This window comes from Zavarzinia sp. CC-PAN008, from assembly GCF_051903925.1.
GTDB lineage: Bacteria > Pseudomonadota > Alphaproteobacteria > Zavarziniales > Zavarziniaceae.
Window position 1 is genome coordinate 4,272,147 of record NZ_CP173678.1, and the last position, 20,655, is coordinate 4,292,801.

Consider the following 20,655-nt stretch of genomic DNA (forward strand, 5'->3'; position numbering starts at 1 on the left):
AGGGCGTCGATACGCGCCGGCAGCCCGGTTCAGAACGCGTCGGCCAGGGGCTCCGGCTCGGTCGCGCGCAGGCTGGGGCGCGCTTCCAGCGTGCGCTGCCAGCGCATCATGGCGGGATAGTCGGACAGCGCCTCCACCCCCCCGGGATGGGCGCGCAGCATGTGCAGCATCGGCGCCAGGAACAGATCGGCCAGGGTGACGTCGGCCCCCGCCAGGAAGGCATGCCGCGCCAAGTGCGCGTCGTAGACGGCAAACTGCCGGCGCAGGTCGGGCAACTCTTCCCGGCCCGTCTGCTCCAGGTCGAAGGGCTGCGCCGACACCCGCTGCGGCAGGGCGATCAGGCGGGTGATCGCCGGATAGGTATAGTCGGATGCCGCACTCATCCACTGGTCCATGCGCGCCAGGTCGCGCGCCCCCTCCGGCTGCAGGCGCGGACCCGGCAGCGCGCCATCCAGGTAGCGGGCGATCGCCAGGCTTTCATAGAGCACGAAGTCGCCATGCTTCATGATCGGCACCCGGCCGAAGGGATGGCTGACGCCGTCCACGATGCCGCCTGGAATCATCTCCACGAAGCGATGGGACACGCCCTTCTCGAGGCAGACCAGGCGCACCGTCCGGACGTAGCTGCTGATCGAGATGCCATAGACAATCAGCTCGGCCATCGGGAACCATCCTGCCAGGAACAAGCACAAGGGCGGGCATTGGGCACAGTCCACAGCCCCACCGCAACAAATCGTGCCGCAGTGCAACCGGATCACGCCTCACCCGATCGGGCGGGACGGGTGTCAACATCCATGGCGCGATGCGTGCAACGCCGGGCGGAGGCGCTAGGATGCAGCCCATGGACCGGATGGACGACACCCTGCTGGCCGACCTGCACGCCGTGCTGGGCGACCGGGGCCTGCTGACGAACGCGGCCGACACCGCCCCCTTTCTGCTCGACCATCGCCGGCGCTATCGCGGCCGCGCCCGCGCGGTCTGCCTGCCCGCCAGCACGGCAGAGGCGGCCGCGGTCGTGCAGCGCTGCGCGCGGGCCCGCGTCGCCATCGTGCCGCAAGGGGGCAATACCGGCCTGTGCGGCGGGGCCACGCCCTATGAGGATGCGGACGCGGTCGTGATTGGCCTTGGCCGCATGAACCGGATCCGCGCGCTCGACCCCTCGGGCGGCCATGTCGTGGTGGAGGCGGGATGCATCCTCGCCAACCTGCGCCAGGCTGCGAGCGAGGCGGGCTGCCTGTTCCCCGTCGGCCTGGGGTCGGAGGGTTCGGCCCAGATCGGCGGCCTGGTCTCGACCAATGCCGGCGGCACCCAGGTGATCCGCTATGGCACGATGCGCGAGCAGGTCCTGGGGCTTGAGGTCGTGCTGGCCGACGGTCGCGTCTGGGACGGCCTGCGCACCCTGCGCAAGGACAATACCGGCTACGACCTGAAGCAGCTCTTCGTGGGGGCCGAGGGGACACTGGGCCTGGTTACTGCGGTGGCACTTCGCCTGCGGCCGCAGCCGGCCCACCTGGCGACTGCGATGGTCCAGCTGGCGGAGCCGCAGGACGCCGTGCGCCTGCTCGACGCGCTGCGCCGCGACGTCGGCGAGGGGGTCGGCACGTTCGAGCTGATCCCCGCCTTTGCGCTGGACCTGGTCCTGCGCCACATTCCCGGGACACGCGCGCCCTTCGTGCAGCCAAGCCCCTGGTACGCCCTGGTCGAGATCCTGGAGCCGCCCTCCCGGCTGGAGGAGTTGCTGGGCGCGGCGCTGGAGGACGGCCTCGTGACCGACGCGGTGATCGCCCAGAACACGGCCGAGGCGGCGGCCCTGTGGCGCCTGCGCGAATCGATCTCCCCCGCCCAGGTGGTGGAGGGGGCCAGCCTGAAGCACGATGTCTCCGTGCCCGTGGCGGCCATGCCGCGGTTCATCGAGGAGGCCTCCGCCGCGGTAGTTGCCGCCTGCCCCGGGCTTCGCGTCTGCGCCTTCGGCCACCTGGGCGACGGCAATGTCCACTTCAACCTTCAGCAGCCGGCAGGGACCGACCCCGACGCCTTCCTGGCCCGGGGACCCGACCTGGCCCAGATCGTCCATGACCTCGTGGTGCAACGCTTCGGGGGCAGCATCTCGGCCGAGCACGGCCTGGGCCGCCTCAAGCTGGACGAGGTGACGCGGTACAAGGCGCCGCTGGAGCTTGAGCTGATGGTTCGGGTGAAGCAGGCCCTGGACCCTGTCGGCCTGTTCAATCCAGGCAAGGTGATCCGCGCGCCATGAGCGGCCGCGAACGGCCGGCGCGGCCCATCGTGGGCGTCGGCGCCATCGTCTGGCGGGGTGACAGCGTTCTGCTGGTGCGTCGCGCCAAGCCGCCCCGCGCCGGCGAGTGGAGCATTCCCGGCGGCGCGCAGAAGGTCGGGGAGACGGTGCGCGAGGCCGCGATCCGCGAGGTGTTCGAGGAAACCGGCGTGACCATGGCGCCCGGGCCGGTGGTCGACGTGGTCGACGGCATCTTCCGCGACGAGGAAGGTGCTGTCCTCTACCACTACACGCTGGTCGACCTGGCGGGAACCTGGCTGGCGGGGGAGCCGCGCGCCGGCGACGACGCGGCGGACGCGCGCTTCGTCCCGATGGTCGAGCTCGACGCGCTGGCCCTGTGGACGGAAACCGCCCGCGTGATCGCCCAGAGCCGGACCCGCCTGGCCGCCGACTGAGCGCCTGCACGCGAAGGCTTGGGCTTCGTCCGCCCGCCGCTATACTGCGCGGCCAAAGCCCAGTTCGCGGCTAGAGAATGAAGGGGGAGACCTGCCATGGCCTATCAACCGTTCGACCTGACCGGCAAGGTCGTCGTCGTCACCGGCGGCAATAGCGGCATCGGCCTTGGCATGGCGGAAGCGCTGGCCCAGTCGGGCGCCGCCGTTTCGATCTGGGGGACCAATGCCAAGAAGAACGGCGAGGCGGGCGAGACGCTGAAGGCCATCGGCAACCCGGTCCAGGTCCTGCAGGTCGACGTCGGCGACGAGAAGGCCGTGGTCAAGGCCTATGAGGATGTCGTCGCCCAGTTCGGCCGTGTCGATTCCAGCTTCGCCAATGCCGGCATGGGCCTGGCCGAGAAGTCGTTCCTGGATATCACGGCCGAGAACTGGGAGAAGGTCATGCGGGTCAACATGGCCGGCGCCTTCTACACCCTGCGCGAAGGGGCGCGGCACATCATCAACGGCGGCAGCGGCGGCAGCCTGGCCGTGACCGCAAGCCTTGCGGCGATCGAAGGGGCGGCCCGCAACCAGCACTATGGTGCGACCAAGGGCGGCGTCATATCGATGATCAAGGGCATCGCGGTCGAGATGGGTCGCCACAAGATCCGGGCCAATGCGATCCTGCCCGGCTGGATCGAGACGGCGATGACCGACCGCAGCTTCAACAACGAGCGCTTTGCCAATGCGGTCCTGCCCCGCGTGCCCATCCGCCGCTGGGGCCAGCCGGAGGACTTCGGCGGCATTGCCGTGTACCTGGCCAGCGATGCATCGAAGTATCACACGGGCGACACGTTCCTGATCGACGGCGGCTACGCCATTTTCTGAGGAACGCTCGATGAGCGAGACCCGACAGGCCGCCGACACGACGGCCCTGGACCCGCAGGCCAAGGCCCTGCTCGACCAGATCGCGGCCAGCAGCCTGCCGCGCATCTGGACCATGACACCCGCCCAGGCGCGGGACATGTACGAACAGTCCACCCTGATGCTGGGGGCCAAGGACGTGCCCATCGGCAAGGTGGAGGACCTGGCGGTGCCGACGCCGGATGGGACGCTGCCCGTTCGGATGTACACACCGATTGCCGCGCCCGGCGGCAGTCGGCCCGCCCTGGTCTATTTTCACGGCGGCGGCTTCGTCATCGGCAGCCGCGATACCCACGACGCGCCGTGCCGCATCCTGGCGAACGAGGCGCGCTGCGTCGTCCTCTCGGTCGAGTACCGCCTCTCGCCCGAGCATCGGTTCCCGGCCTGCTTCGACGACGCCTTGGCGCTGGTCCGCTGGGTGTTCCGCAGCGCGCCGGACCTGGGCATCGACCCGACGCGCATCGCGGTCGGCGGCGATAGCGCGGGCGGCACGATCGCGGCCGTCGTGGCCCAGGAATGGCGCAGCGAGAGCGGTCCCCCCCTGGCGCTGCAACTGCTGGTCTATCCCAAGGTGTCCGAGCAGGAGACGGAGTCGCGCCGCCGGTTCGCCGAAGGCTTTGGCCTGGACCAGCGCACGATCGACTATTTCCGCGAACTGCATTTCGCCGATCCGGCGGACCAGTCCCTGCCCCGGTCGGCCCCGCTGGATGTGGCAAGCCTGTCGGGCGTGGCCCCGGCGGCGATCCTGGTTGCCGGCTTCGATCCGCTGCGCGACGAAGGCCGCGCCTATCACGAGAAGCTGAAGGCGGCTGGGATCCAGTCGACGCTGATCGAGTATCCCGGCCAGATCCACGGGTTCATCACGATGGGCGGCGTCATCGACCAGGCGGGTGCGGCACTTGCGGAGTGCGCGGACGCCTTGCGCGTCGCCTTCGCCTGACCCTTCAGGGCTGAAGCCAGGGTCAAATCGGAACGCCCCCAGGAGTTGCCTCCTGGGGGCGCCCGTTCGTCGGTCGGGCACGGCTGCGGGCGATCCGCCTGGCCGACGAAACCGTCTGGGTGCGGGGCGCCTGGCCCCTGCAAGACTACTTGGTCAGGGCGCCGATCGCGGCCCCGCCCGCGCCACCGATCAGCGCACCCGTCAGGGCGCTGCCGCCGGTGACCGCACCGATCAGGGCGCCGCCGCCTGCACCGATCGCGCCGCCGCTCAGCGCCCGCTGCTCCTGCCGGCTGAGGCCCGAGCATCCCGAAAGGGCCAGCGCCGACAATAGAGCGATGGTGATGATCCGCGTGTTCATGACTGCTCCCCCGAACCCCTGAAATCCCCCGCCGCACCGTGCCGGCCCGTGTCTATTCCCGATGTTCCAACCGGGTGTTGCAAGCTGGCGTCGGTCCTGCGTTTTCTGTAGGCCAGACTTAGGCATGAGCCCGAAAAGCCGTCAAACGAGGTACGTTTTTGTCCCAACCCAGGGGTGGCATCACAGTGATGTCACAGGATTGCGGCACCGAGGTCGGGCACAACACGCTTCACTGTCGGTTCAGGTCGGCAGTAGCGCTGGCCCAGTCGTCGGGCCGGATCGCATCCGGGCGGTGAACAGCACGAACGGATCCTGGACAGGATGGACAGGCTCGCCATGGCGGAAGCGAGATACGAGCACGAGGCAGGCGCGACCCGACACGCAGTGCGCGTGCTGGTTGCCGAGGACGATCCCCTGTTCAGGCTGGCGCTCTCGGACAACCTGGCGGACGCCGGCTTTGGCGTGACGGAGGCCGAGAACGGCCAGGATGCCTTGGCCCGTCTGGCCGACCAGGGTCCCTTCGATTGCATCATCCTTGACTGGCAGATGCCGGTGATGGACGGCCTGCACGTCCTGCAGGCCATGCGCGAACGTGGCGACTCGACGCCGGCCCTGTTTCTGACGACCGTCTCCGACCAGAAGGTGCGCGACGCCGCCATGGCCGGCGGCGCCATAGACTTCGTGGACAAGGCCCGCGGCTTTCCCATCGTGCTGCGCCGGCTTGAGGATATCTGCCGATCCGGTGGGGGCGAGGCCGTGGCGGAGGCGCCGCTGCCCTTGCGTGTCCCGCCGACGGTCGAGGCGAGCCGTGCTGCCGGGAGCATCGCGCTCAGCGCCCTGCCCCGCCTGGACCTGCGTCGGCGCCGCATCGTCGGATTGCATCTTGCGCCGGAACGTCGCCGCCTGGGCGAGGCCCGCGATGGCTTGGCGATCGCCGACCTGGACGATGCCATGGACCAGGTGGCGCGCTGGAGCCGCGTGGGGCGGCGCCCCATCGCCATGATCGTGGAGCCAGAGCTGGCGCTGATCGCGCGGCCCGACCTGGCGGAGGTCCTGTCCGGTCTTTTGACACGGCACGGCCTGGCGCCGCGGGACCTGGACCTGGCGCTGAGCGAGGACATGCTGCTCGACCTTGGCGACCGCGCGGCCCCCACCCTGGAGCGCCTGCGCCGCCTGGGTGTCGCCACCAGCATCAGCGATTTTGGCGCCGGCTTCTCGTCCCTTGCCCGGCTGCGCGGCCTGCCGGTTGAAGGCCTGATCCTTGGCCCAACCTTCACCCGCTACCTGGGAGATGAGGGCGGTGGCGCGATGGTCGATGCGCTGGTGGCGCTGGGTCATGCGCTGGGCCTGACCGTGACGGCCGATGGCATCGAGTCGGAAGCGGACCTGGCCCGCCTGCGCCAGGCCGGCTGCGACCAGGTCCAGGGACCGGCCACCGGCGGTTGGCAGTCGCTGCCGCTGGCCTTGGCGGCGCTGCCGCCCGACCTGGGTTGAGGGCCAGGACACCCGAGCCGAACCAGCGGATTACCTGAACGGTGTCAGGGCATGCCGGGAATGCCTTCCCCGGGCGCCCCGCCCCCTGTAGATTCAGACCCGGGCGAACACGGGTTCGTGACTGCCGAGCTGGCAGGACTGGCACTCGTGGGCGAAGGCGCGGGAGATCATGGGTCGGTCGGGGTCGCAGACACAGTTCGTGCAGGGGAATGCGCGTGGCGTTTCCATCGGGAAGGCGCTGGCACCGATGGCTGTGCTGGGCCTTGCTCTGCTGCTGGGCGCCTGCGCCACCCAGCTCTCCGCCGAACCGCCGGTGCCCGCCCCGCCTCCCATGACCGCCCGCGCGCCCGCCAGCGACCTGCCCGTCGTCACCGCGCGGACGGTGCCACCGCTGCCACGGCCCCGGCCGGCCGATGTGCCGCCGCCACGTCCGGCTACGACCCAGGCGGCGGCAGCGCCCGCCGAGGCGCCGCCCCCTGCCTCCGCCCCCACGCAGGCGCCACCGCGGGTGGAGGTCCAGGCCGCGCTGAAGCCACCCCCTCGAATCAACCCCGTGGGCCTCGACACGCCCGCGCTGCTGCGTGCGTTCGGCGAGCCCGAGCGTCGCAGCGAAGAACCGCCGGCCCAGGTCTGGCGCTATGGCAATGGTGAGTGCGCCGTGAACTTCTATCTCTACCTCGACGTTGCCCGGAATCAGTTCCGGGTGGTCCACGCCAGGCTGGCCCAGGGGCGGCCCCAGCCGGGCGCCGTCGACGAATGCCTCTCGCGCCTGGCGGCCAACCATGGCCAGTCCTGAGCCCGGGGCCGACGAGCACCTGCTGCTCGTCGACGACGATTCCCTGTTCGCGGACACCCTGTCCGGCAACCTGGAGGACGAAGGCTATCGCGTGACCTGCGCGTCCGACGGGGCGGCGGCGCTGTCCCTGCTGGACGGGCACCGCTATGACCTGATCCTGCTGGACTGGCGCATGCCGGGCATGGACGGCCTGTCGGCGCTGAAGGCGATCCGAGCCCGGCTGCCGGACCTTCCCGTGATCTTCCTGACCTCGCTCGCCGATCCGCTCTACGAGGAAGCGGCGCTCGACCGCGGGGCCGTCGACTTCGTGGAAAAGAACCGCAGCCTGGGCGTGATCCTGAAGCGCATCCGGCTGAGCCTGGACCGCGTGCGCCAGGCCGCGGCCAGCGGGGGGGAGGCCAAGCCCCAACCGATCGCCACGGACGAGGGGATCCGCCTGGACGTGGCCAGCGGCCGCGCCTTCTGGCGCGGGCAGGAAGTGCCGCTGACCCTGAGCGAGTTCCGCGTTGTGCGCCTGATGGTCGAGCGCAATGGCGGCGACGTCACGTTCCGCGAACTGTATGACGCCGTGCGGGGCGAGAACTTCCGCGCCGGCAGTGGCGAGGACGGCTACCGCGCCAATGTGCGGGCAATGATCAAGCGCATCCGGGCCAAGTTCAAGGAACTGGACGACGGCTTCGACCGCATCGACACCTATGCCGGCTTCGGCTATCGCTGGCTGCCGCATCCCCCGCGTTGAGCCCGCTGGCCCAATGTCCGTGACCGCCCTTCCCGGTGCACCCGCTGCGGCGGCACCGGACCCCGCCGGGCCGGCGCCCGGGCCACCGATCGGGCGCTTTCGCCGCGTGCTGCGGTCGCTGTGGTTCCGCATCACGCTGCTGCTTGTCGTCTTCATCCTGGTGCCGGTTGTGCTCTATGGCGTGTTCGAGCGGGCCGAGGGATCGCGCCGCGAACTGCTGCAGAACACCCTCCGCGAGATGGGGACGATCCTGGCCGCGGCGATCCAGCCCCTGACGCAGAGGGGCGACGGCGCGCCCTATCCCAGCCTGCAGACCGACCTTGCGCGCTACCAGACCGAGGCGGTGAGCATCAAGCTGCTGTTCCGGCCAGCCGACCTGCAGGGCAGCGCGGGCAGCGGCTTCTTCTATGTGGCGGCGGCGCCGGCCATCCCGCCCGAGGACCTGGCGGCCGAGCGCGCCCTGCTGATCGAGTCGGGCGTGCTGAACCGGATGGGGGAAAGCTGTTCGCGCTCCATCTCGCTTTCGATGCGCGTGACGCGCGGCGATTCCAGCGAGCTCGTCACCTCGATCACGCCGGTCCGGACCGATGCAGGCTGCTGGGGCGTCGTCCTGGCGCAGAACGGGCAGCGGGTGGCTGGCCTGGAACAGCCCTTCTGGCAGTCCTACGAGGTGCGCATCGCGGCGGTGACCTATGGCCTGCTGGCCCTGATCAGCCTGGGCGTGCTGTTCGAACTCTATCGCAGCCTGCAGCGCTTTGGCCGGCAGGCCCGCGCGGTGCAGCGGCGCGAGCCGGGCGTGCAGTTCGTGTCCGACAACGCCATGCCCGAACTGGACGGCGTCGCCCGCGAGTTCGACCGCATGGTGGCACAATTACGGGCCTCCGCCGACACGCTGCGCCAGACGGCGGAGGAGACGGCGCACGCCTTCAAGACGCCGCTGGCCATCATCCAGCAGGCCCTGGAGCCGGTGCGCCGCCGCGCGGTGGGGGACGAGCGCCTGACCCGCGCGCTGACCGCGATCGGCGCCAGCCTGCAGCGGCTCGACGCGCTGGTTGCCTCGACCCGACAGCTGGAGCGCGCCAATGCCGCGGTCCTGGACCCGCCGCGGGAGCAGATTGCCCTGTCGGAACAGGTGGAGAGGATCGTCGCGTCCTATGGTGGCGAGGGCGAGGTCGCGGTCGCCGGGCAGATCGCTCCGGGCCTGAAGATCCGGGGTGGCGGCGAGCTGATCGAGATCGTGATGGAGAACCTGATCGACAATGCGATCAGCTTCTCCCCGGCGGAGGCACAGGTCGACGTGGTCCTGGCCCGCGACGGGGCGCAGGCCGTGCTCCAGGTGATGGACCGGGGGCCAGGGGTGGCCCCCGAAAAGCTGGAACGGATCTTCGAGCGCTATTATTCCGAGCGGCCCGGCATGGTGCCGACCGCCCAGCCCGGCACCACGCACCAGGGCATGGGCCTGTGGCTGGTCCGCCGCAATGTGGAGGCGATGGGCGGTACCGTCGCCGCGACCCCGCGCGATGGCGGCGGCCTGGTCATCAGCGTCCGCCTGCCATTGGCCGGCTGAGGGTTCAGGCAGACGCGGCCGCCGAGCGCCGTCCCGCCAGGTGGATCAGCCCGGCGCCGACCGCCGCGGCCAAGCCGGCCGCCACCGCGCCGGTCCAGCCCCAGGGCTCCCAGACCAGCCCCGCGATCAGGGAGCCGCTCGCCCCGCCGGCGAAGTAGATCGTCATGAAGAACGCGTTGATCCGGCTGCGTGCCGCGGGATCCAGGGCAAAGATGCGCGACTGGTTGCCGATCAGCGCCACCTGGATGCCAAGGTCCAGCACGATCGTACCCACGATCAGCGCGACCAGGCTGTGCGGCGCCAGGGCCACCACGACATAGCCCGCGACCAGCAGCGCGATGCCAAGGCTGAGAACCCGGTCGGGTCCGCCCTTGTCCGCCATGCGACCGGCCAGGGGTGCGCCCAACGCCCCCACGGCACCGATCAGGCCAAAGGCGCCGGCCACCTGAGGCCCCATGCCCAGGTCGGCCAAATGCGGCGTCAGGTCGACCCAGAAAATGGCGAAGGCCGCGAACAGGCAGGCGCCATTGAACGCGGCAAAGCGCAGGTCCCGGTGCCGGCGCCCCAGATCCAGGGTGGAGCGCAGCAGGGCGGGATAGGGCTCGTGCGTCATGGCCTCGGCCCTTGGCAGGGCCCGCCACAGGACCAGGCCCAGCACGCTCATCAGGACCGCACTCAGCCCATAGACCGCCCGCCAGCCAAAGGCATCGCCCAGGAACCCGGCAGCGAAGCGCGCGACCAGGATGCCCAGCAACAGGCCGCTCATGACCGTGCCCACGACTTGGCCGCGCCGCGCATCGGGCGCCAGATGCGCTGCAAAGGGGACGACCTGTTGCGCCAGCGTCGCGAACAGGCCCATGCCGAAGCTGGCAATTGCCAGCAGCGGCAGGCTGGGCGACGCCGCGACCAGGACCAGGCTGGCGACCAGCAGGCCGCACAGGACCAGGATCACCCGCTTGCGCTCGAACCGGTCGCCCAGGGGCCCGAACAGGAACAGGCCCGCGGCATAGCCCAGCTGCGTCGCCATCGCGACGCCGGCAATCGCCGCCACGCCCACCTGGAAATCGGCCGCGATCACGTTGATCAGCGGCTGCGCCAAGTAATTGTTGCCGACCGCCGCCCCGCAGGTCACCGCCATCAGCAGCACCAGGCCGCGCGGCATCGGGTTGGACACGGTCATGTGCGCGGCGGCTCCAACGGCGACGGGGGCCACACTCTGGCCCTGCCGCGCCACCGCAGGCAGCCCCTGCCCCGCAACACCGCCCCGCGCCTGGCGCAGGGCGGAGCCGGCCCCTAGGACCGGCCGCCGACGACGCGGGGGCGGAAGCCGGCGCGTGCGAATTCGGGCGCGCCCGGCTTCAGCGACCGGCCCAGCAGCGTCTCACGCAGCGTGGTGCCGGGATACTCCGTCCGGAACAGGCCGCGCTTCTGCAGGATCGGCACGACCGAACGGGCGAACTGCTCGAACATGCCGGGCATCAGGGTCGGCGTCAGGATGAAGCCGTCGCAGCCCTTGGCCTCGAACATTTCCTGCAACTGGTCGGCCACCTGTTCCGGCGTACCGACGACCTGAGGGCAGAGTTCGCTGGTGGCAAACCGCTTTGCCGCCTCGCCCAGGGTCAGGTTCTCCTTCGACACGCCCTGCATGATGACATCCATCGATCCGCGCGAGCCGGCGTCCAGCTCGTGCAGGGCCAGCGGCTTGTCGCGGGCAAAGCCCGACAGGTCGATGCCGGTATGGGCGGAGATCAGGGCGATGCCCACTTCCTCGTCCACCAGGCTGTTCACATAGGCCTGCTTCTCGCGCGCGATCTCCTCCGTCTCGCCGATGATCGGATCGACCGAAGTCAGGATCGCGCATTCCTCCGGCGCGCGGCCCAGGTCGGCCATGCGGCCCTTCAGGTCCTGGTAGAATTCCTGCATGTCGGGGATCGAGTGCATCAGGGTGAAGACCAGTTCGGCCCAGCGCGCGGCGAACTGGCGGCCCCGCTCGGAGGAGCCCGCCTGCATCAGGATCGGCTTGCCCTGGGGGCTGCGCGGCGTGGTCGGGATGCCCTTGGTCTTGATCCACTGCCCTTCATAGTTGACGTTCCGGATCTTGGACATGTCGGCAAAGATGCCGCTCTCCTTGTCCATGACCATCGCGTCATGGTCCCAGCCTTCCCACATCTGGATGCAGGCCTCGACCACCTCGTCCGCGCGGTCATAGCGCGCGTTCTTGGCGGGGAGCTGGTCAAAGCCCATGTTCTCCGCCTCGCGCGTGGAAGCTGAGGTGACGATGTTCCAGGCGACGCGCCCACCCGACAGGATGTCCAGCGTCGCCAGCTGTCGCGCCAGGGAATAGGGCGGCACGAAGCTGGTGGAGATCGTGACCCCCAGGCCCAGGTGCCTGGTCGCCCGGGCCATGTTGGCGATCAGCGGCACGGGGTCCAGAAGGGCAATCTGGCCGCCACGCTCGATCAGCGTGCGGTTGGGGATCGACAGGATGTCGGCAAAGAAGAAGGCGTCGAATTTCCCCTTCTCCAGCGTCTGGGCCAGCGTCTCCCACCAGACCGGATCCAGGAAGCGGTTCTCGGCTTCCGGATGGCGCCAGGCGCCATGGTGATGGCAGGTCGGGCCGGTAATCAGGAAGGCGATCAGGTGCATTTCTCGCGATGACATGCGCAACGTCCTTCATGACCTTGAGCCGATACCGGCTGAAACGATAAAGCGGGACCGCCTAGGCCCGGGTCAAGTATGCGGCACTGCACAAGGTGCAACGCAACAAGGAACTTTCAAACCACGCTGCGGCAAACCCCCGATGAGCGCGCATTGACCGCAGACTCAAGGGCTTCCGCGCGCTAGAACGCTGCCATGGACCACAAACTGGAACCGGTCGAGATCCTGGTCGACGGCGATGCCTGCCCGGTCAAGGCGGAAGTGTACCGCGTTTCCGAACGCACGGGCGTGCCCGCGGTCGTCGTCGCCAACGCGGTGATCGCCGTGCCGCGGGATGCGCGCGTGCGCCTGGTCGTCGTGGCCGACACCCTGGATGCGGCCGACGACTGGATCGCCGAGCACAGCCGCCCCGGGACCATCGTGGTCACGGCCGACGTGCCGCTTGCCTCCCGCGCGGTCAAGGCGGGGGCCGCGGTCCTTGCCCCCAATGGCAAGCCCTTCACACCCAATTCGATCGGCATGGCGCTGGCCACGCGCAACCTGATGGACCAGCTCCGTACCAGCGGCGAGATCACAGGCGGCCCCCGCCCCTTCTCCCCCCGCGACCGCTCCGCTTTCCTGGGCGCGCTGGATCAGGCGATCACCCGCCTGCGCCGCGCCGGCCATCCTTGAGGATTCAACCTTGAACCGCTCCCGCACCCCCACCGGCATCGAACGCCCGGTCAAGCTGAGCCCCAAGGAGATCGCCCGCGCCGTCGACCGCTACGCCGCCAAGACCGGCCACATGAAGGCGCGGATCAAGGCGGACAAGGAACTAATGGCGGCAGCCCTGGCCGACCACATCGCCCTGCTCCGCCTGATGAAGGGTTGAGGCGCAGGCGTTGCGGTCGCGCCCACATCCTTCGAGACGCGCGCGTCTCGCGCTCCTCAGGATGACGACGTTTGTGAATTCAGTAGCAAAAACAACAGCGTCATGCTGAGGAGCCGCAAAGCGGCGTCTCGAAGCATCTTCGCGACGATTCCGGCCGCTCAGGCTCCGCGTGCCCTGGCAAACGCCAGGATCGCGTCGCAGTCCAGGTGTCGTTCCAGGTGGTCGGCCAGACAGTCCAGGGCGGCGTCGACGACGGCCTCGTAGTCCTGCACGGCGCGGGCTGCCCGGCCCAGGGCCTGGAGCTGTGCCGCACGGAACGCGTCGCCGGCAAACAGGCCGTGGACATAGGTGCCCGCCACCCGCCCGTCGGCGCTGATTGCACCATCGGGACCGGCGCTGAGATCCAGCAGCGGGCGCGCCGTGTCGGCTCCTGTCGTGCGGCCCATGTGCATCTCGTAGCCGCGCACCATTGTCCCGCTGACGCGGTGGCGGCCAGTCACCTCCACCAGGGTCTTTGTGCCGCCCATGACCGTCTCGACGTCGAGCAGGCCCAGCCCCTGCACCGTCTCCGGCGGTCCCTCGATCCCGTCGGGGTCGGCGATGGTCCGGCCCAGCATCTGGTAGCCGCCGCAGATCCCCAGCACCCGCCCGCCGCGCCGCCAATGGGCCAGAAGATCGATGTCCCAGCCTTGCGCGCGCAGGAAGCGCAGGTCGCCGATCGTCGACTTGCTGCCCGGCAGGATCACCAGGTCGGCATTGGCGGGCAGCACCTCGCCCGGCCGCACCATGACCAGGTCAACGCCCGGCTCCAGCCGCAGGGGGTCGAAATCGTCATGGTTGGCAATGCGCGACAGGACCGGCACCGCGATGCGCAGGGTCCCTTCCCCCGCCGCCTGGGGCCGCTCCAGCACCACGGCATCCTCGGCCGGAAGCGAGGCGGCGTCAGGCAGAAATGGCACCACCCCCAGCGCGGGCCAGCCGGTGCGCGCCGCGATATCGACCAGGGCCGTGTCGAACAGGCGGGGATCGCCGCGAAAGCGGTTGATGACGAAGCCCTTGATCCGCGCCGCCTCCGCCGGTGGCAGCAGGACCTGCGTGCCGACGATGGCCGCGATCACGCCGCCACGGTCGATGTCGCCGACCAGGATCACCGGCACGTCGGCAGCTTCCGCAAAGCCCATGTTGGCAATGTCGTGGCTGCGCAGGTTGATCTCGCTGGCCGACCCTGCGCCTTCGACCACCACCAGGTCCGCCTGGGCACACAGGTGCGCGAAACTCTCCAGGACCGGGGCCATCAGCTTCGGCTTCTCGCCCTGGAAAGCGCGGGCCTTGAACGTGCCGACGCGCCGCCCCTGAACGATCACCTGGGCGCCGACGTCCGTCTCCGGCTTCAGCAGGACGGGGTTCATGTGGACGGAGAGCGGCACCCGGCAGGCCCGCGCCTGCAGCGCCTGGGCCCGCCCGATCTCGCCCCCATCGGCGGTGACGGCGGCATTGTTGGACATATTCTGCGGCTTGAAGGGCCGCACAGCCAGACCGCGGCGGACAAAGACCCGGCACAGGCCGGCGACGATCAGCGACTTGCCGACGTCCGACCCCGTCCCCTGCACCATGATTGCCGGGGTCATGGCATGACCGCGCACACAACACACCGCTCATCCCCGCGCAGGCGGGGATCCAGGGGCCGCAAGCGCAGCGCCTGTTGCTCTGGATCCCCGCCTTCGCGGGGATGAGCGGGAGGAGAGGACACGCTCAGAACTCGATGCCGGGTTGGGCCTTCACGCCGCTGCGGAAGGGGTGCTTGACCATCTCCATCTCGGTCACCAGGTCGGCCGCCTCGATCATCTCAGGCGCCGCATTGCGGCCGGTGACGATGACGTGCTTGGCCGGATCGCGCGTGGTGAGCACCTCCAACACCTCGTCCAGCGGCAAGTAGTCATAGCGCAGCACGACGTTCAGCTCGTCGCACAGGACCATGTTGACCGCAGGGTCGGCGATCAGGCGCTTGACCTCCTCCCACGCGGCGCGGGCCAGTTCGATGTCGCGGGCGCGGTTCTGCGTGTTCCAGGTGAACCCCTCGCCCATCGCCTTCATCGTGACCTGCTCGGGAAAGGCGTCGAAGACCGCCTTCTCCCCCGTCGTCATGGCGCCCTTCACGAACTGGACGATGCCGACGCGCTGGCCGTGGCCGATGGCGCGGCAGACCATGCCAAGCGCCGCCGTCGTCTTGCCCTTACCCTTGCCGGTATGGACGATCAGCAGGCCCTTCTCGATTGTCTTGGCCGCCATGATGCGGTCGCGCACGGCCTGCTTCTTGCGCATCTTCTCGGCATGGCGCGCGTTCAGCTCGTCGTCCGTTTCCAGCCCCGTGGTCATGCTCGCTCCTCCTTGACGCTCAGGCGAGCCAGAAGCTCGCCGGCGCTGTTGCTGCGGGGCCGCCACAGGCCGCGCTGCACCGCCTCGTCCAGGCGGGCGGCGATGTCGGCCAGGGCATGGGGATTGGTCTGCGCCAGGAAGGCACGCACCGCCTCATCCTCAAGATAGGCGGCATGGACCAGGTCGAAATGATGGTTGGCGACCGCCCCCGTCGTCGCCGCAAAGGCGAACAGGTAATCGACGGATGCCGCCATCTCGAACGCGCCCTTGTAGCCGTGGCGCATGACGCCCTCCAGCCACTTGGGGTTGACCATGCGGGCGCGCACGACGCGACCGATTTCCGCCTCCAGCGTGCGGATCACCGGGCGCTCGGGCCTGGAATGGTCGTTGTGATAGATCGCGGGCCGCGTCCCCGTCAGTGCGGTCGCCGCGGCGGCCAGCCCGCCCTCGAACTGGTAGTAGTCGTCGGAATCGAGCAGGTCGTGCTCGCGATTGTCCTGGTTCTGGACGATGGCGTCGACGGCGCCCAAGCGCGCCTCAAGCCCGGCGCGATCGGCCTCCCCCTCCCGCCCCTGGCCATAGGCGTATGCGCCCCATGTCAGGAACGCCTCGGCCAGGTCGCCCTGGGTCTGCCAGATGCGCTCGTCGATCAGGGCCTGCAGGCCAGCGCCATAGGCACCGGGCTTCGCGCCATAGACCCGCGCACCATCCCGGCCCGCCAGGGGGTTGTCCGCCGCATCCTCGTCCAGCGCCATCACGGCGCGTGCCGCCGAGTCGAGCAGGTTGATCTGGTCGGGAAAGGCATCGCGGAAGAAGCCGGATATGCGGATCGTCACGTCCACCCGCGGTCGCCCCAGTTCGACCAGGGGCAGGACCTCGAACCCGGTCACGCGGCCCGTTCCCCAGTCCCAGGTCGGCCGTACGCCCATCAGGGCCAGCGCTTGCGCAATGTCGTCGCCGCCGGTGCGCATGTTGGCGGTGCCCCAGGCCGACAGGGCGATGGCGCGGGGATAGGCGCCCTCGCGCTGGAAATGCTCGTCGACCAGCAATTGCGCCGACGCCCAGCCCAGCGCCCAGGCGGTGGGCGTGGGCACGGCGCGGGTATCGACCGAATAGAAGTTGCGCCCCGTGGGCAGCACCTCTGGCCGTCCCCGCGTCGGCGCGCCCGACGCCCCCGGCGCCACGAAGCGCCCGGCCAACCCCGCCAGCAGGCCCGCCCGTTCCGCGCCGCCACAGCGGTCGACGCGCGGACCCAAGTCACCCGCAATGCCTGCCAACACCGCGGCCGTCGCGGTCCAGGCCGGATCCGCCCCAACCGTGCCCTCGACAAGGCGGGCAGCCAGCAGTTCCAGCCGCTCCACCGTATCGCCCGCACTGCGCCAGGGATCGTCGGTCACGCCGGCCAGCGCCGCCGGCCGGGTACCGGTCCAGCCCGCGGCCATCGGACAATCCAGGGGGTCGAACCCGGCAAATCCCAGGTCCGCAGCCAAGGCCCGGATCAGCGACGCATCGGCCCCCTGCCCGGTCCGGCGCGGCAGGCGGGCCAGCGCCACCAGAAGGTCCGTCCGCTGCCGCCCCGCCGGACTCTGCGTGAAGACGTGCAGGCCGTCGCGGATCTGCATTTCCTTTAGGTCGCAGAGATAGGCGTCCAGCCGCGCCAGGTCGGTCTCGGCATCGCCGCTGTCCAGCCCGCCATCGACGTCCAGCCCCTGCCCCCGCGCCAGGTCCAGGATCTCGACCCTCAGGCGCTCCAGCCGGCGCGGGTCCATGCCGGCCGCCAGGTAGTATTCGTCCACCAGCGCCTCCAGCGCGCGCAGGGGACCATAGGATTCGGCCCGCGTCAGCGGCGGCGTCAGGTGGTCGACGATTGCCGCACCGATGCGGCGCTTGGCCTGCGTCCCCTCCCCCGGATCGTTGACGATGAAGGGATAAAGCTGCGGCAGCGGCCCCAGCACCGCTTCCGGCCAGCAGGCGGCGGACAAAGCCAGCGCCTTGCCCGGCAGCCATTCGACATTGCCGTGCTTGCCCACATGAACGATCGCCTGCGCCCCGAACACCTGCCGCAGCCAGGCATAGAAGGCGACATAGCCATGCGGCGGGACCAAAGCCGGATCGTGATAGGTCGCCTTGGGGTCAATGTTGTAGCCGCGCGCCGGCTGCACCCCGACCACGACATGGCCCAGGACATGGATCCCCAGGCGAAAGCCCTGCACCGCCGGGTCGAAGAACGGATCCTGCTCCGGCGTGCCCCAACGCGCGGCCAGCGCCTCCCGCAGCGCCTGGGGCAGGCCCGCAAGGGTCCTGGCATAGTCGGCCAGCGGCAGGACCTGTCCCCCCTGGCGCGGACCGGCGGCATTGGTGGGTCCCGCCAGCAGCTGCGCCACCAGCGCCGCCCCGTCGGCGGGCGCGCCATCCACCTGCCAGCCCTCGGCCGCCAGGGCCGCCAGGATGGCGGCTGTGCTGGCCGGTGTATCCAGGCCCACGCCATTGCCCAGGCGCGCATCCCGGTTGGGATAGTTGGCCAGCACCAGGGCGGCCCGCCGCTGCGCCGCCGGGGTCCGGCGCAAGTCAGCCCAGCCGGCCGCCAGTTGGGCGACGAAGGCGACCCGGTCCGGCCGCACGCGGGGTGCAACGACCGCAACCTCTGTCCGCGTATCGAAGCGGGCCTCCGCCTTGAAGGCGATGGCGCGGGTGACCAGGCGGCCATCAACCTCCGGCAGGGCGACGTTCATCGCCAGGTCGCGCGCCGACAGGCCGCGGGCATCCGCCTCCCACGCCGCCTCGCCCGACGCGGCAAAGACGACCTGCAGCACCGGGCAGTCCGCCGCGTCCAGCACGCCCGGCGCATCGGTGCCCGGCGACGCGGTCGCGAAGCTGGTCGCGTTCAGGACGATGTCCGGGGCGGCCCGTCCCATCAGGTCGCGCAGCAGGCCTTGCGCGAACGGGTCCTTCAGGCTGCGCACATGCAGCGCCAGGGGGTTCAGCCCGGCATCGCGCAGGCCCTGGACCAGGGCGTCCACCGCCTCTGTCGTGCCCGCCGACAGCAGCGCACGATAGAAGATCACCCAGGCCACGGGGGCACCTTCGGCCCAGGTCGCCCGCACCTCCTCCAGCGTTGCCTCGGCCTGCGCCGGCAGGTACAGGCCGGCGTCCAGCACCGGCTGCGGTGCGCGCCACGCCTCTGCCGCAGGCCGGCCGATCAGGTCGGCGGCATGGAGCAGGAAGTTGCGCGCATTGGCGCGGCCCCCCTGGCGCAGGAAGGCCAGCATGCGCTCCGCAACCGCCACCGGCACGGTAGAGCCGGCGATCATGTCCGCCTCCAGCCCGTCATCGCCGGGGATCACCGCCAGCAGGATGCCCTGCTCCCGACAGGTCCGCGCAACCTCGGCCAGGCCATAGGACCAGTAGTTGCGCCCGCCCAGCAGGCGCAGGACCACCAGCCTGGCCTTCGCCACGACCTGCTCGACATAGAGATCGACCGAATAGGGGTGCTGCAGCTTCAGGAAATTGGCCAGCCGGATCGTCGGAAAGTCGGGCGGCAGGTCGGCCGCGGCGAATGCCAGGCAGGTCAGGTCCGAATCGGCCGCCGACAGCACGACGATGTCGCCCGGGCTCTGCCCCAGGTCGACCGCGGCACTGCCGTCGTCGATGGCACCCGCCTGGACGGCCAGCAGGTGCATCAGGGGTGTCGCGGTCGGCTCATCACCCGCCCGTCTCTAGGCACCGGGTGGGACAGCGTCAAGCAGGGCCGCCTTCAGCCGGCGCTCCGCCGCCCCGCTGGGCGGCAGGCCGAAGCGCAGCCAGGTCGGCCAGTCGGTGAAGCGGCGCACGAAAACGTGCTGCGCTGCCAGGCGTTCGGCAATCGCATGCGCCTGTGGGTGCTCCGCCAGGCGATAGAGTGCGGTGCCGCCCACGATGCGCAGGCCCGTCGCCGCCAGAACGCGGTCAAGCCGCGCGGCCCCGGCCGCCAGCCGACGACGCGTCGCCGCCTGCCAGTCCGCATCGGACCAGGCGCGCGCGCCCACCTCCAGCGCCGGCCCCGCCACGGCCCAGGGTCCCAGCCGCTCGGTCGCCGCAGCCGCCACCGCCTGCGGCGCCAGCAGCGCCCCCAGGCGCAGGCCCGCCAGGCCATAGAACTTCCCGAACGAGCGCAGCACGACGAGGCCCGGGACACCGACGCAACGCCCCAGCGATTGCCCCTCGTCCAGGTCGGCAAAGGCCTCGTCCACGACCAGTACGCCGCCGGTCTCCGCCAGACTGCGGGCGGCAGCGGCCAGGGCGCCGGCAGCCAGCTGGCGACCATCGGGATTGTTAGGATTGGCCACCAGGACCAGGCGACCCTGGGCGACAGCACTGGCCAGGTCTGCCGCCACCGCCAGCGGCCGCCCCGCCGCGTGGAAGGCCTGGGCATAGCCGGAATAGCATGGCGCCAGCACCCGCGCGGGCAAATGGGGGAACAGGCCGGGCAGAAGGTGGATCAGCGCCTGCGACCCCGGCCCCAGGGCGATGCAGGCGGGATCGGGCACGCGGAACGCCTGCGCCGCCGCCTGCACGGTCGTGCCGACCAGCACGCGGCCCGGCAGTCGCGTCCACGACGTCCGCGCGATGGCCCCCACCGGATAGGGCCAGGGATTGATTCCCGTGGACAGGTCCAGCCAGTCCCCGGCATCAGCCAAAATGACGTCCGGCAGGTCGCCGCCATGCTCCACCGTCGCTCCGCTCACGAGGCCGCCTTCAGGACCAGGGGCAGGCCCGCGACGACAAGCTCGACATGGTCGGCTGCCTGCGCGACCTGCTGGTTCAGGCGCCCCTGCGCGTCGCGAAAGGCCCGCCCCAGGGCATTGTCCGGTACCAGGCCGAAGCCCAGCTCGTTCGATACGAACAGGACCGCACCGGTGCGCGCCCGCGCCGCCGCCAGCGCGGCCGTCATCGCCGCCGGGACGTCGCGCTCCCGCTCCATCATGTTGGACAGCCACAGGGTCAGGCAGTCGACCAGCAGCGGCGGTTCGGGGTCCGCGGCAGCAATCGCCCCGGCCAGGTCCAGCGGCTCCTCGATCGTGGTCCAGCCGACGCCGCGCTCTGCCTGATGGTGGGCGATTCGGGTCGTCATCTCGCCGTCACGGGCTTCCGCCGTGGCCAGGTAGAGGCGCCGCGGGCCCATGCTCTCGGCCAGGATCTGCCCGCGCCGGCTCTTGCCCGACCGCGCACCGCCCAGCAACAGGACGATGGCGCCGGCTCCCGGTCGAACGTCAGCCATGGTCGGGC

The 20,655-nt window shown here is 70.4% G+C and carries 19 protein-coding genes; 10 read left to right on the forward strand and 9 right to left on the reverse strand.

Going from position 1 to position 20,655, the window contains the following annotated elements; genetic code table 11:
* Nucleotides 1–29 precede the first annotated feature (29 nt).
* Entirely contained in the window at nucleotides 30–662 is a 633-nt protein-coding gene (locus ACI6GS_RS19965; protein ID WP_439815220.1) for a glutathione S-transferase family protein, read from the reverse strand.
* A 179-nt stretch (nucleotides 663–841) separates the two neighbouring features.
* Here ACI6GS_RS19965 and ACI6GS_RS19970 point away from each other — a divergent pair, with 179 nt between their 5' ends.
* The 4 genes from ACI6GS_RS19970 to ACI6GS_RS19985 all read left to right on the forward strand — a co-directional run bounded on the left by ACI6GS_RS19970 (nucleotide 842) and on the right by ACI6GS_RS19985 (nucleotide 4,531).
* Entirely contained in the window at nucleotides 842–2,254 is a 1,413-nt protein-coding gene (locus ACI6GS_RS19970) for an FAD-binding oxidoreductase (protein WP_439815221.1), read from the forward strand.
* Entirely contained in the window at nucleotides 2,251–2,688 is a 438-nt protein-coding gene (locus ACI6GS_RS19975) for an NUDIX hydrolase (RefSeq protein WP_439815222.1), read from the forward strand. Before ACI6GS_RS19970 ends, ACI6GS_RS19975 begins: the two co-directional genes overlap by 4 nt.
* A 96-nt stretch (nucleotides 2,689–2,784) precedes the next feature.
* The gene (locus ACI6GS_RS19980; RefSeq protein WP_439815223.1) at nucleotides 2,785–3,555 is read left to right on the forward strand and encodes an SDR family NAD(P)-dependent oxidoreductase; all 771 of its coding nucleotides are present in this window, start codon (nucleotides 2,785–2,787) and stop codon (nucleotides 3,553–3,555) included.
* Between the two features lie 10 nt (nucleotides 3,556–3,565).
* Entirely contained in the window at nucleotides 3,566–4,531 is a 966-nt protein-coding gene (locus ACI6GS_RS19985) for an alpha/beta hydrolase (RefSeq protein WP_439815224.1), read from the forward strand.
* A gap of 145 nt (nucleotides 4,532–4,676) precedes the next feature.
* Here the strand turns inward: ACI6GS_RS19985 and ACI6GS_RS19990 are convergent, their stop codons facing one another.
* Nucleotides 4,677–4,889, reverse strand: a complete 213-nt coding sequence (locus ACI6GS_RS19990) for a hypothetical protein (RefSeq protein ID WP_439815225.1) — start codon at nucleotides 4,887–4,889, stop codon at nucleotides 4,677–4,679.
* 336 nt (nucleotides 4,890–5,225) lie between these two features.
* On the opposite strand from ACI6GS_RS19990, the gene ACI6GS_RS19995 reads away from it, so the two are divergent.
* From ACI6GS_RS19995 to ACI6GS_RS20010, 4 genes are all read left to right on the forward strand, one after another.
* The gene (locus ACI6GS_RS19995) at nucleotides 5,226–6,383 is read left to right on the forward strand and encodes an EAL domain-containing response regulator (protein ID WP_439815226.1); all 1,158 of its coding nucleotides are present in this window, start codon (nucleotides 5,226–5,228) and stop codon (nucleotides 6,381–6,383) included.
* A gap of 247 nt (nucleotides 6,384–6,630) precedes the next feature.
* The gene (locus ACI6GS_RS20000; RefSeq protein WP_439815227.1) at nucleotides 6,631–7,179 is read left to right on the forward strand and encodes a hypothetical protein; all 549 of its coding nucleotides are present in this window, start codon (nucleotides 6,631–6,633) and stop codon (nucleotides 7,177–7,179) included.
* Nucleotides 7,166–7,918 carry a response regulator transcription factor gene (locus tag ACI6GS_RS20005; protein ID WP_439815228.1) on the forward strand — a complete coding sequence of 251 codons (753 nt, stop codon included), beginning with the start codon at nucleotides 7,166–7,168 and terminating at the stop codon, nucleotides 7,916–7,918. Before ACI6GS_RS20000 ends, ACI6GS_RS20005 begins: the two co-directional genes overlap by 14 nt.
* A gap of 19 nt (nucleotides 7,919–7,937) precedes the next feature.
* A complete protein-coding gene (locus tag ACI6GS_RS20010) occupies nucleotides 7,938–9,485 on the forward strand; it encodes a sensor histidine kinase (protein WP_439815229.1) in 1,548 nt (515 codons plus the stop codon).
* 4 nt (nucleotides 9,486–9,489) lie between these two features.
* On the opposite strand, the gene ACI6GS_RS20015 is transcribed toward ACI6GS_RS20010, so the two are convergent.
* Together ACI6GS_RS20015 and ACI6GS_RS20020 are read right to left on the reverse strand one after the other, a co-directional pair.
* Complete coding sequence (locus ACI6GS_RS20015; RefSeq protein ID WP_439815230.1) at nucleotides 9,490–10,665, reverse strand: MFS transporter; 1,176 nt, start codon at nucleotides 10,663–10,665, stop codon at nucleotides 9,490–9,492.
* A gap of 113 nt (nucleotides 10,666–10,778) precedes the next feature.
* Nucleotides 10,779–12,146 (reverse strand): LLM class flavin-dependent oxidoreductase, encoded by a 1,368-nt coding sequence (locus tag ACI6GS_RS20020; protein ID WP_439815231.1) that lies wholly within the window; start codon nucleotides 12,144–12,146, stop codon nucleotides 10,779–10,781.
* Nucleotides 12,147–12,338: 192 nt separating this feature from the next.
* Between ACI6GS_RS20020 and ACI6GS_RS20025 the strand changes: the two genes are divergently transcribed.
* The gene (locus ACI6GS_RS20025) at nucleotides 12,339–12,815 is read left to right on the forward strand and encodes a YaiI/YqxD family protein (protein ID WP_439815232.1); all 477 of its coding nucleotides are present in this window, start codon (nucleotides 12,339–12,341) and stop codon (nucleotides 12,813–12,815) included.
* Nucleotides 12,816–12,825: 10 nt separating this feature from the next.
* Nucleotides 12,826–13,014: a hypothetical protein gene (locus ACI6GS_RS20030; RefSeq protein WP_439815233.1), complete on the forward strand. Its 189-nt coding sequence runs from the start codon at nucleotides 12,826–12,828 to the stop codon at nucleotides 13,012–13,014.
* A 158-nt stretch (nucleotides 13,015–13,172) separates the two neighbouring features.
* Here ACI6GS_RS20030 and ACI6GS_RS20035 read toward each other — a convergent pair whose 3' ends face one another.
* The 5 genes from ACI6GS_RS20035 to cobU all read right to left on the reverse strand — a co-directional run bounded on the left by ACI6GS_RS20035 (nucleotide 13,173) and on the right by cobU (nucleotide 20,647).
* Nucleotides 13,173–14,642, reverse strand: coding sequence for a cobyric acid synthase (locus tag ACI6GS_RS20035; RefSeq protein ID WP_439815234.1), 1,470 nt, complete (start codon nucleotides 14,640–14,642; stop codon nucleotides 13,173–13,175).
* A gap of 124 nt (nucleotides 14,643–14,766) precedes the next feature.
* Nucleotides 14,767–15,390 (reverse strand): cob(I)yrinic acid a,c-diamide adenosyltransferase, encoded by a 624-nt coding sequence (cobO, locus tag ACI6GS_RS20040; RefSeq protein ID WP_439815235.1) that lies wholly within the window; start codon nucleotides 15,388–15,390, stop codon nucleotides 14,767–14,769.
* Complete coding sequence (gene cobN, locus ACI6GS_RS20045; protein WP_439815236.1) at nucleotides 15,387–19,070, reverse strand: cobaltochelatase subunit CobN; 3,684 nt, start codon at nucleotides 19,068–19,070, stop codon at nucleotides 15,387–15,389. The genes cobO and cobN overlap by 4 nt, the downstream gene beginning before the upstream one ends.
* A gap of 36 nt (nucleotides 19,071–19,106) precedes the next feature.
* Nucleotides 19,107–20,114 (reverse strand): threonine-phosphate decarboxylase CobD, encoded by a 1,008-nt coding sequence (gene cobD / locus ACI6GS_RS20050; protein WP_439815237.1) that lies wholly within the window; start codon nucleotides 20,112–20,114, stop codon nucleotides 19,107–19,109.
* Nucleotides 20,111–20,647 carry a bifunctional adenosylcobinamide kinase/adenosylcobinamide-phosphate guanylyltransferase gene (gene cobU, locus ACI6GS_RS20055; protein WP_439815238.1) on the reverse strand — a complete coding sequence of 179 codons (537 nt, stop codon included), beginning with the start codon at nucleotides 20,645–20,647 and terminating at the stop codon, nucleotides 20,111–20,113. The genes cobD and cobU overlap by 4 nt, the downstream gene beginning before the upstream one ends.
* Nucleotides 20,648–20,655: the final 8 nt, after the last annotated feature.

Excerpts from the sequence above, each read along its gene's own strand:
- ACI6GS_RS20000 (WP_439815227.1), top strand. The coding sequence starts at position 6,631 with ATGGCTGTGCTGGGCCTTGCTCTGCTGCTGGGCGCCTGCGCCACCCAG.
- ACI6GS_RS20035 (WP_439815234.1), bottom strand. The coding sequence starts at position 14,642 with ATGACCCCGGCAATCATGGTGCAGGGGACGGGGTCGGACGTCGGCAAG.
- ACI6GS_RS19980 (WP_439815223.1), top strand. The coding sequence starts at position 2,785 with ATGGCCTATCAACCGTTCGACCTGACCGGCAAGGTCGTCGTCGTCACC.
- ACI6GS_RS19985 (WP_439815224.1), top strand. The coding sequence starts at position 3,566 with ATGAGCGAGACCCGACAGGCCGCCGACACGACGGCCCTGGACCCGCAG.
- ACI6GS_RS19965 (WP_439815220.1), bottom strand. The coding sequence starts at position 662 with ATGGCCGAGCTGATTGTCTATGGCATCTCGATCAGCAGCTACGTCCGG.
- ACI6GS_RS19975 (WP_439815222.1), top strand. The coding sequence starts at position 2,251 with ATGAGCGGCCGCGAACGGCCGGCGCGGCCCATCGTGGGCGTCGGCGCC.
- ACI6GS_RS20025 (WP_439815232.1), top strand. The coding sequence starts at position 12,339 with ATGGACCACAAACTGGAACCGGTCGAGATCCTGGTCGACGGCGATGCC.
- cobU (WP_439815238.1), bottom strand. The coding sequence starts at position 20,647 with ATGGCTGACGTTCGACCGGGAGCCGGCGCCATCGTCCTGTTGCTGGGC.
- cobN (WP_439815236.1), bottom strand. The coding sequence starts at position 19,070 with ATGCACCTGCTGGCCGTCCAGGCGGGTGCCATCGACGACGGCAGTGCC.
- cobO (WP_439815235.1), bottom strand. The coding sequence starts at position 15,390 with ATGACCACGGGGCTGGAAACGGACGACGAGCTGAACGCGCGCCATGCC.
- ACI6GS_RS20015 (WP_439815230.1), bottom strand. The coding sequence starts at position 10,665 with ATGACCGTGTCCAACCCGATGCCGCGCGGCCTGGTGCTGCTGATGGCG.
- ACI6GS_RS19990 (WP_439815225.1), bottom strand. The coding sequence starts at position 4,889 with ATGAACACGCGGATCATCACCATCGCTCTATTGTCGGCGCTGGCCCTT.
- ACI6GS_RS19970 (WP_439815221.1), top strand. The coding sequence starts at position 842 with ATGGACCGGATGGACGACACCCTGCTGGCCGACCTGCACGCCGTGCTG.
- ACI6GS_RS19995 (WP_439815226.1), top strand. The coding sequence starts at position 5,226 with ATGGCGGAAGCGAGATACGAGCACGAGGCAGGCGCGACCCGACACGCA.
- ACI6GS_RS20005 (WP_439815228.1), top strand. The coding sequence starts at position 7,166 with ATGGCCAGTCCTGAGCCCGGGGCCGACGAGCACCTGCTGCTCGTCGAC.
- ACI6GS_RS20020 (WP_439815231.1), bottom strand. The coding sequence starts at position 12,146 with ATGTCATCGCGAGAAATGCACCTGATCGCCTTCCTGATTACCGGCCCG.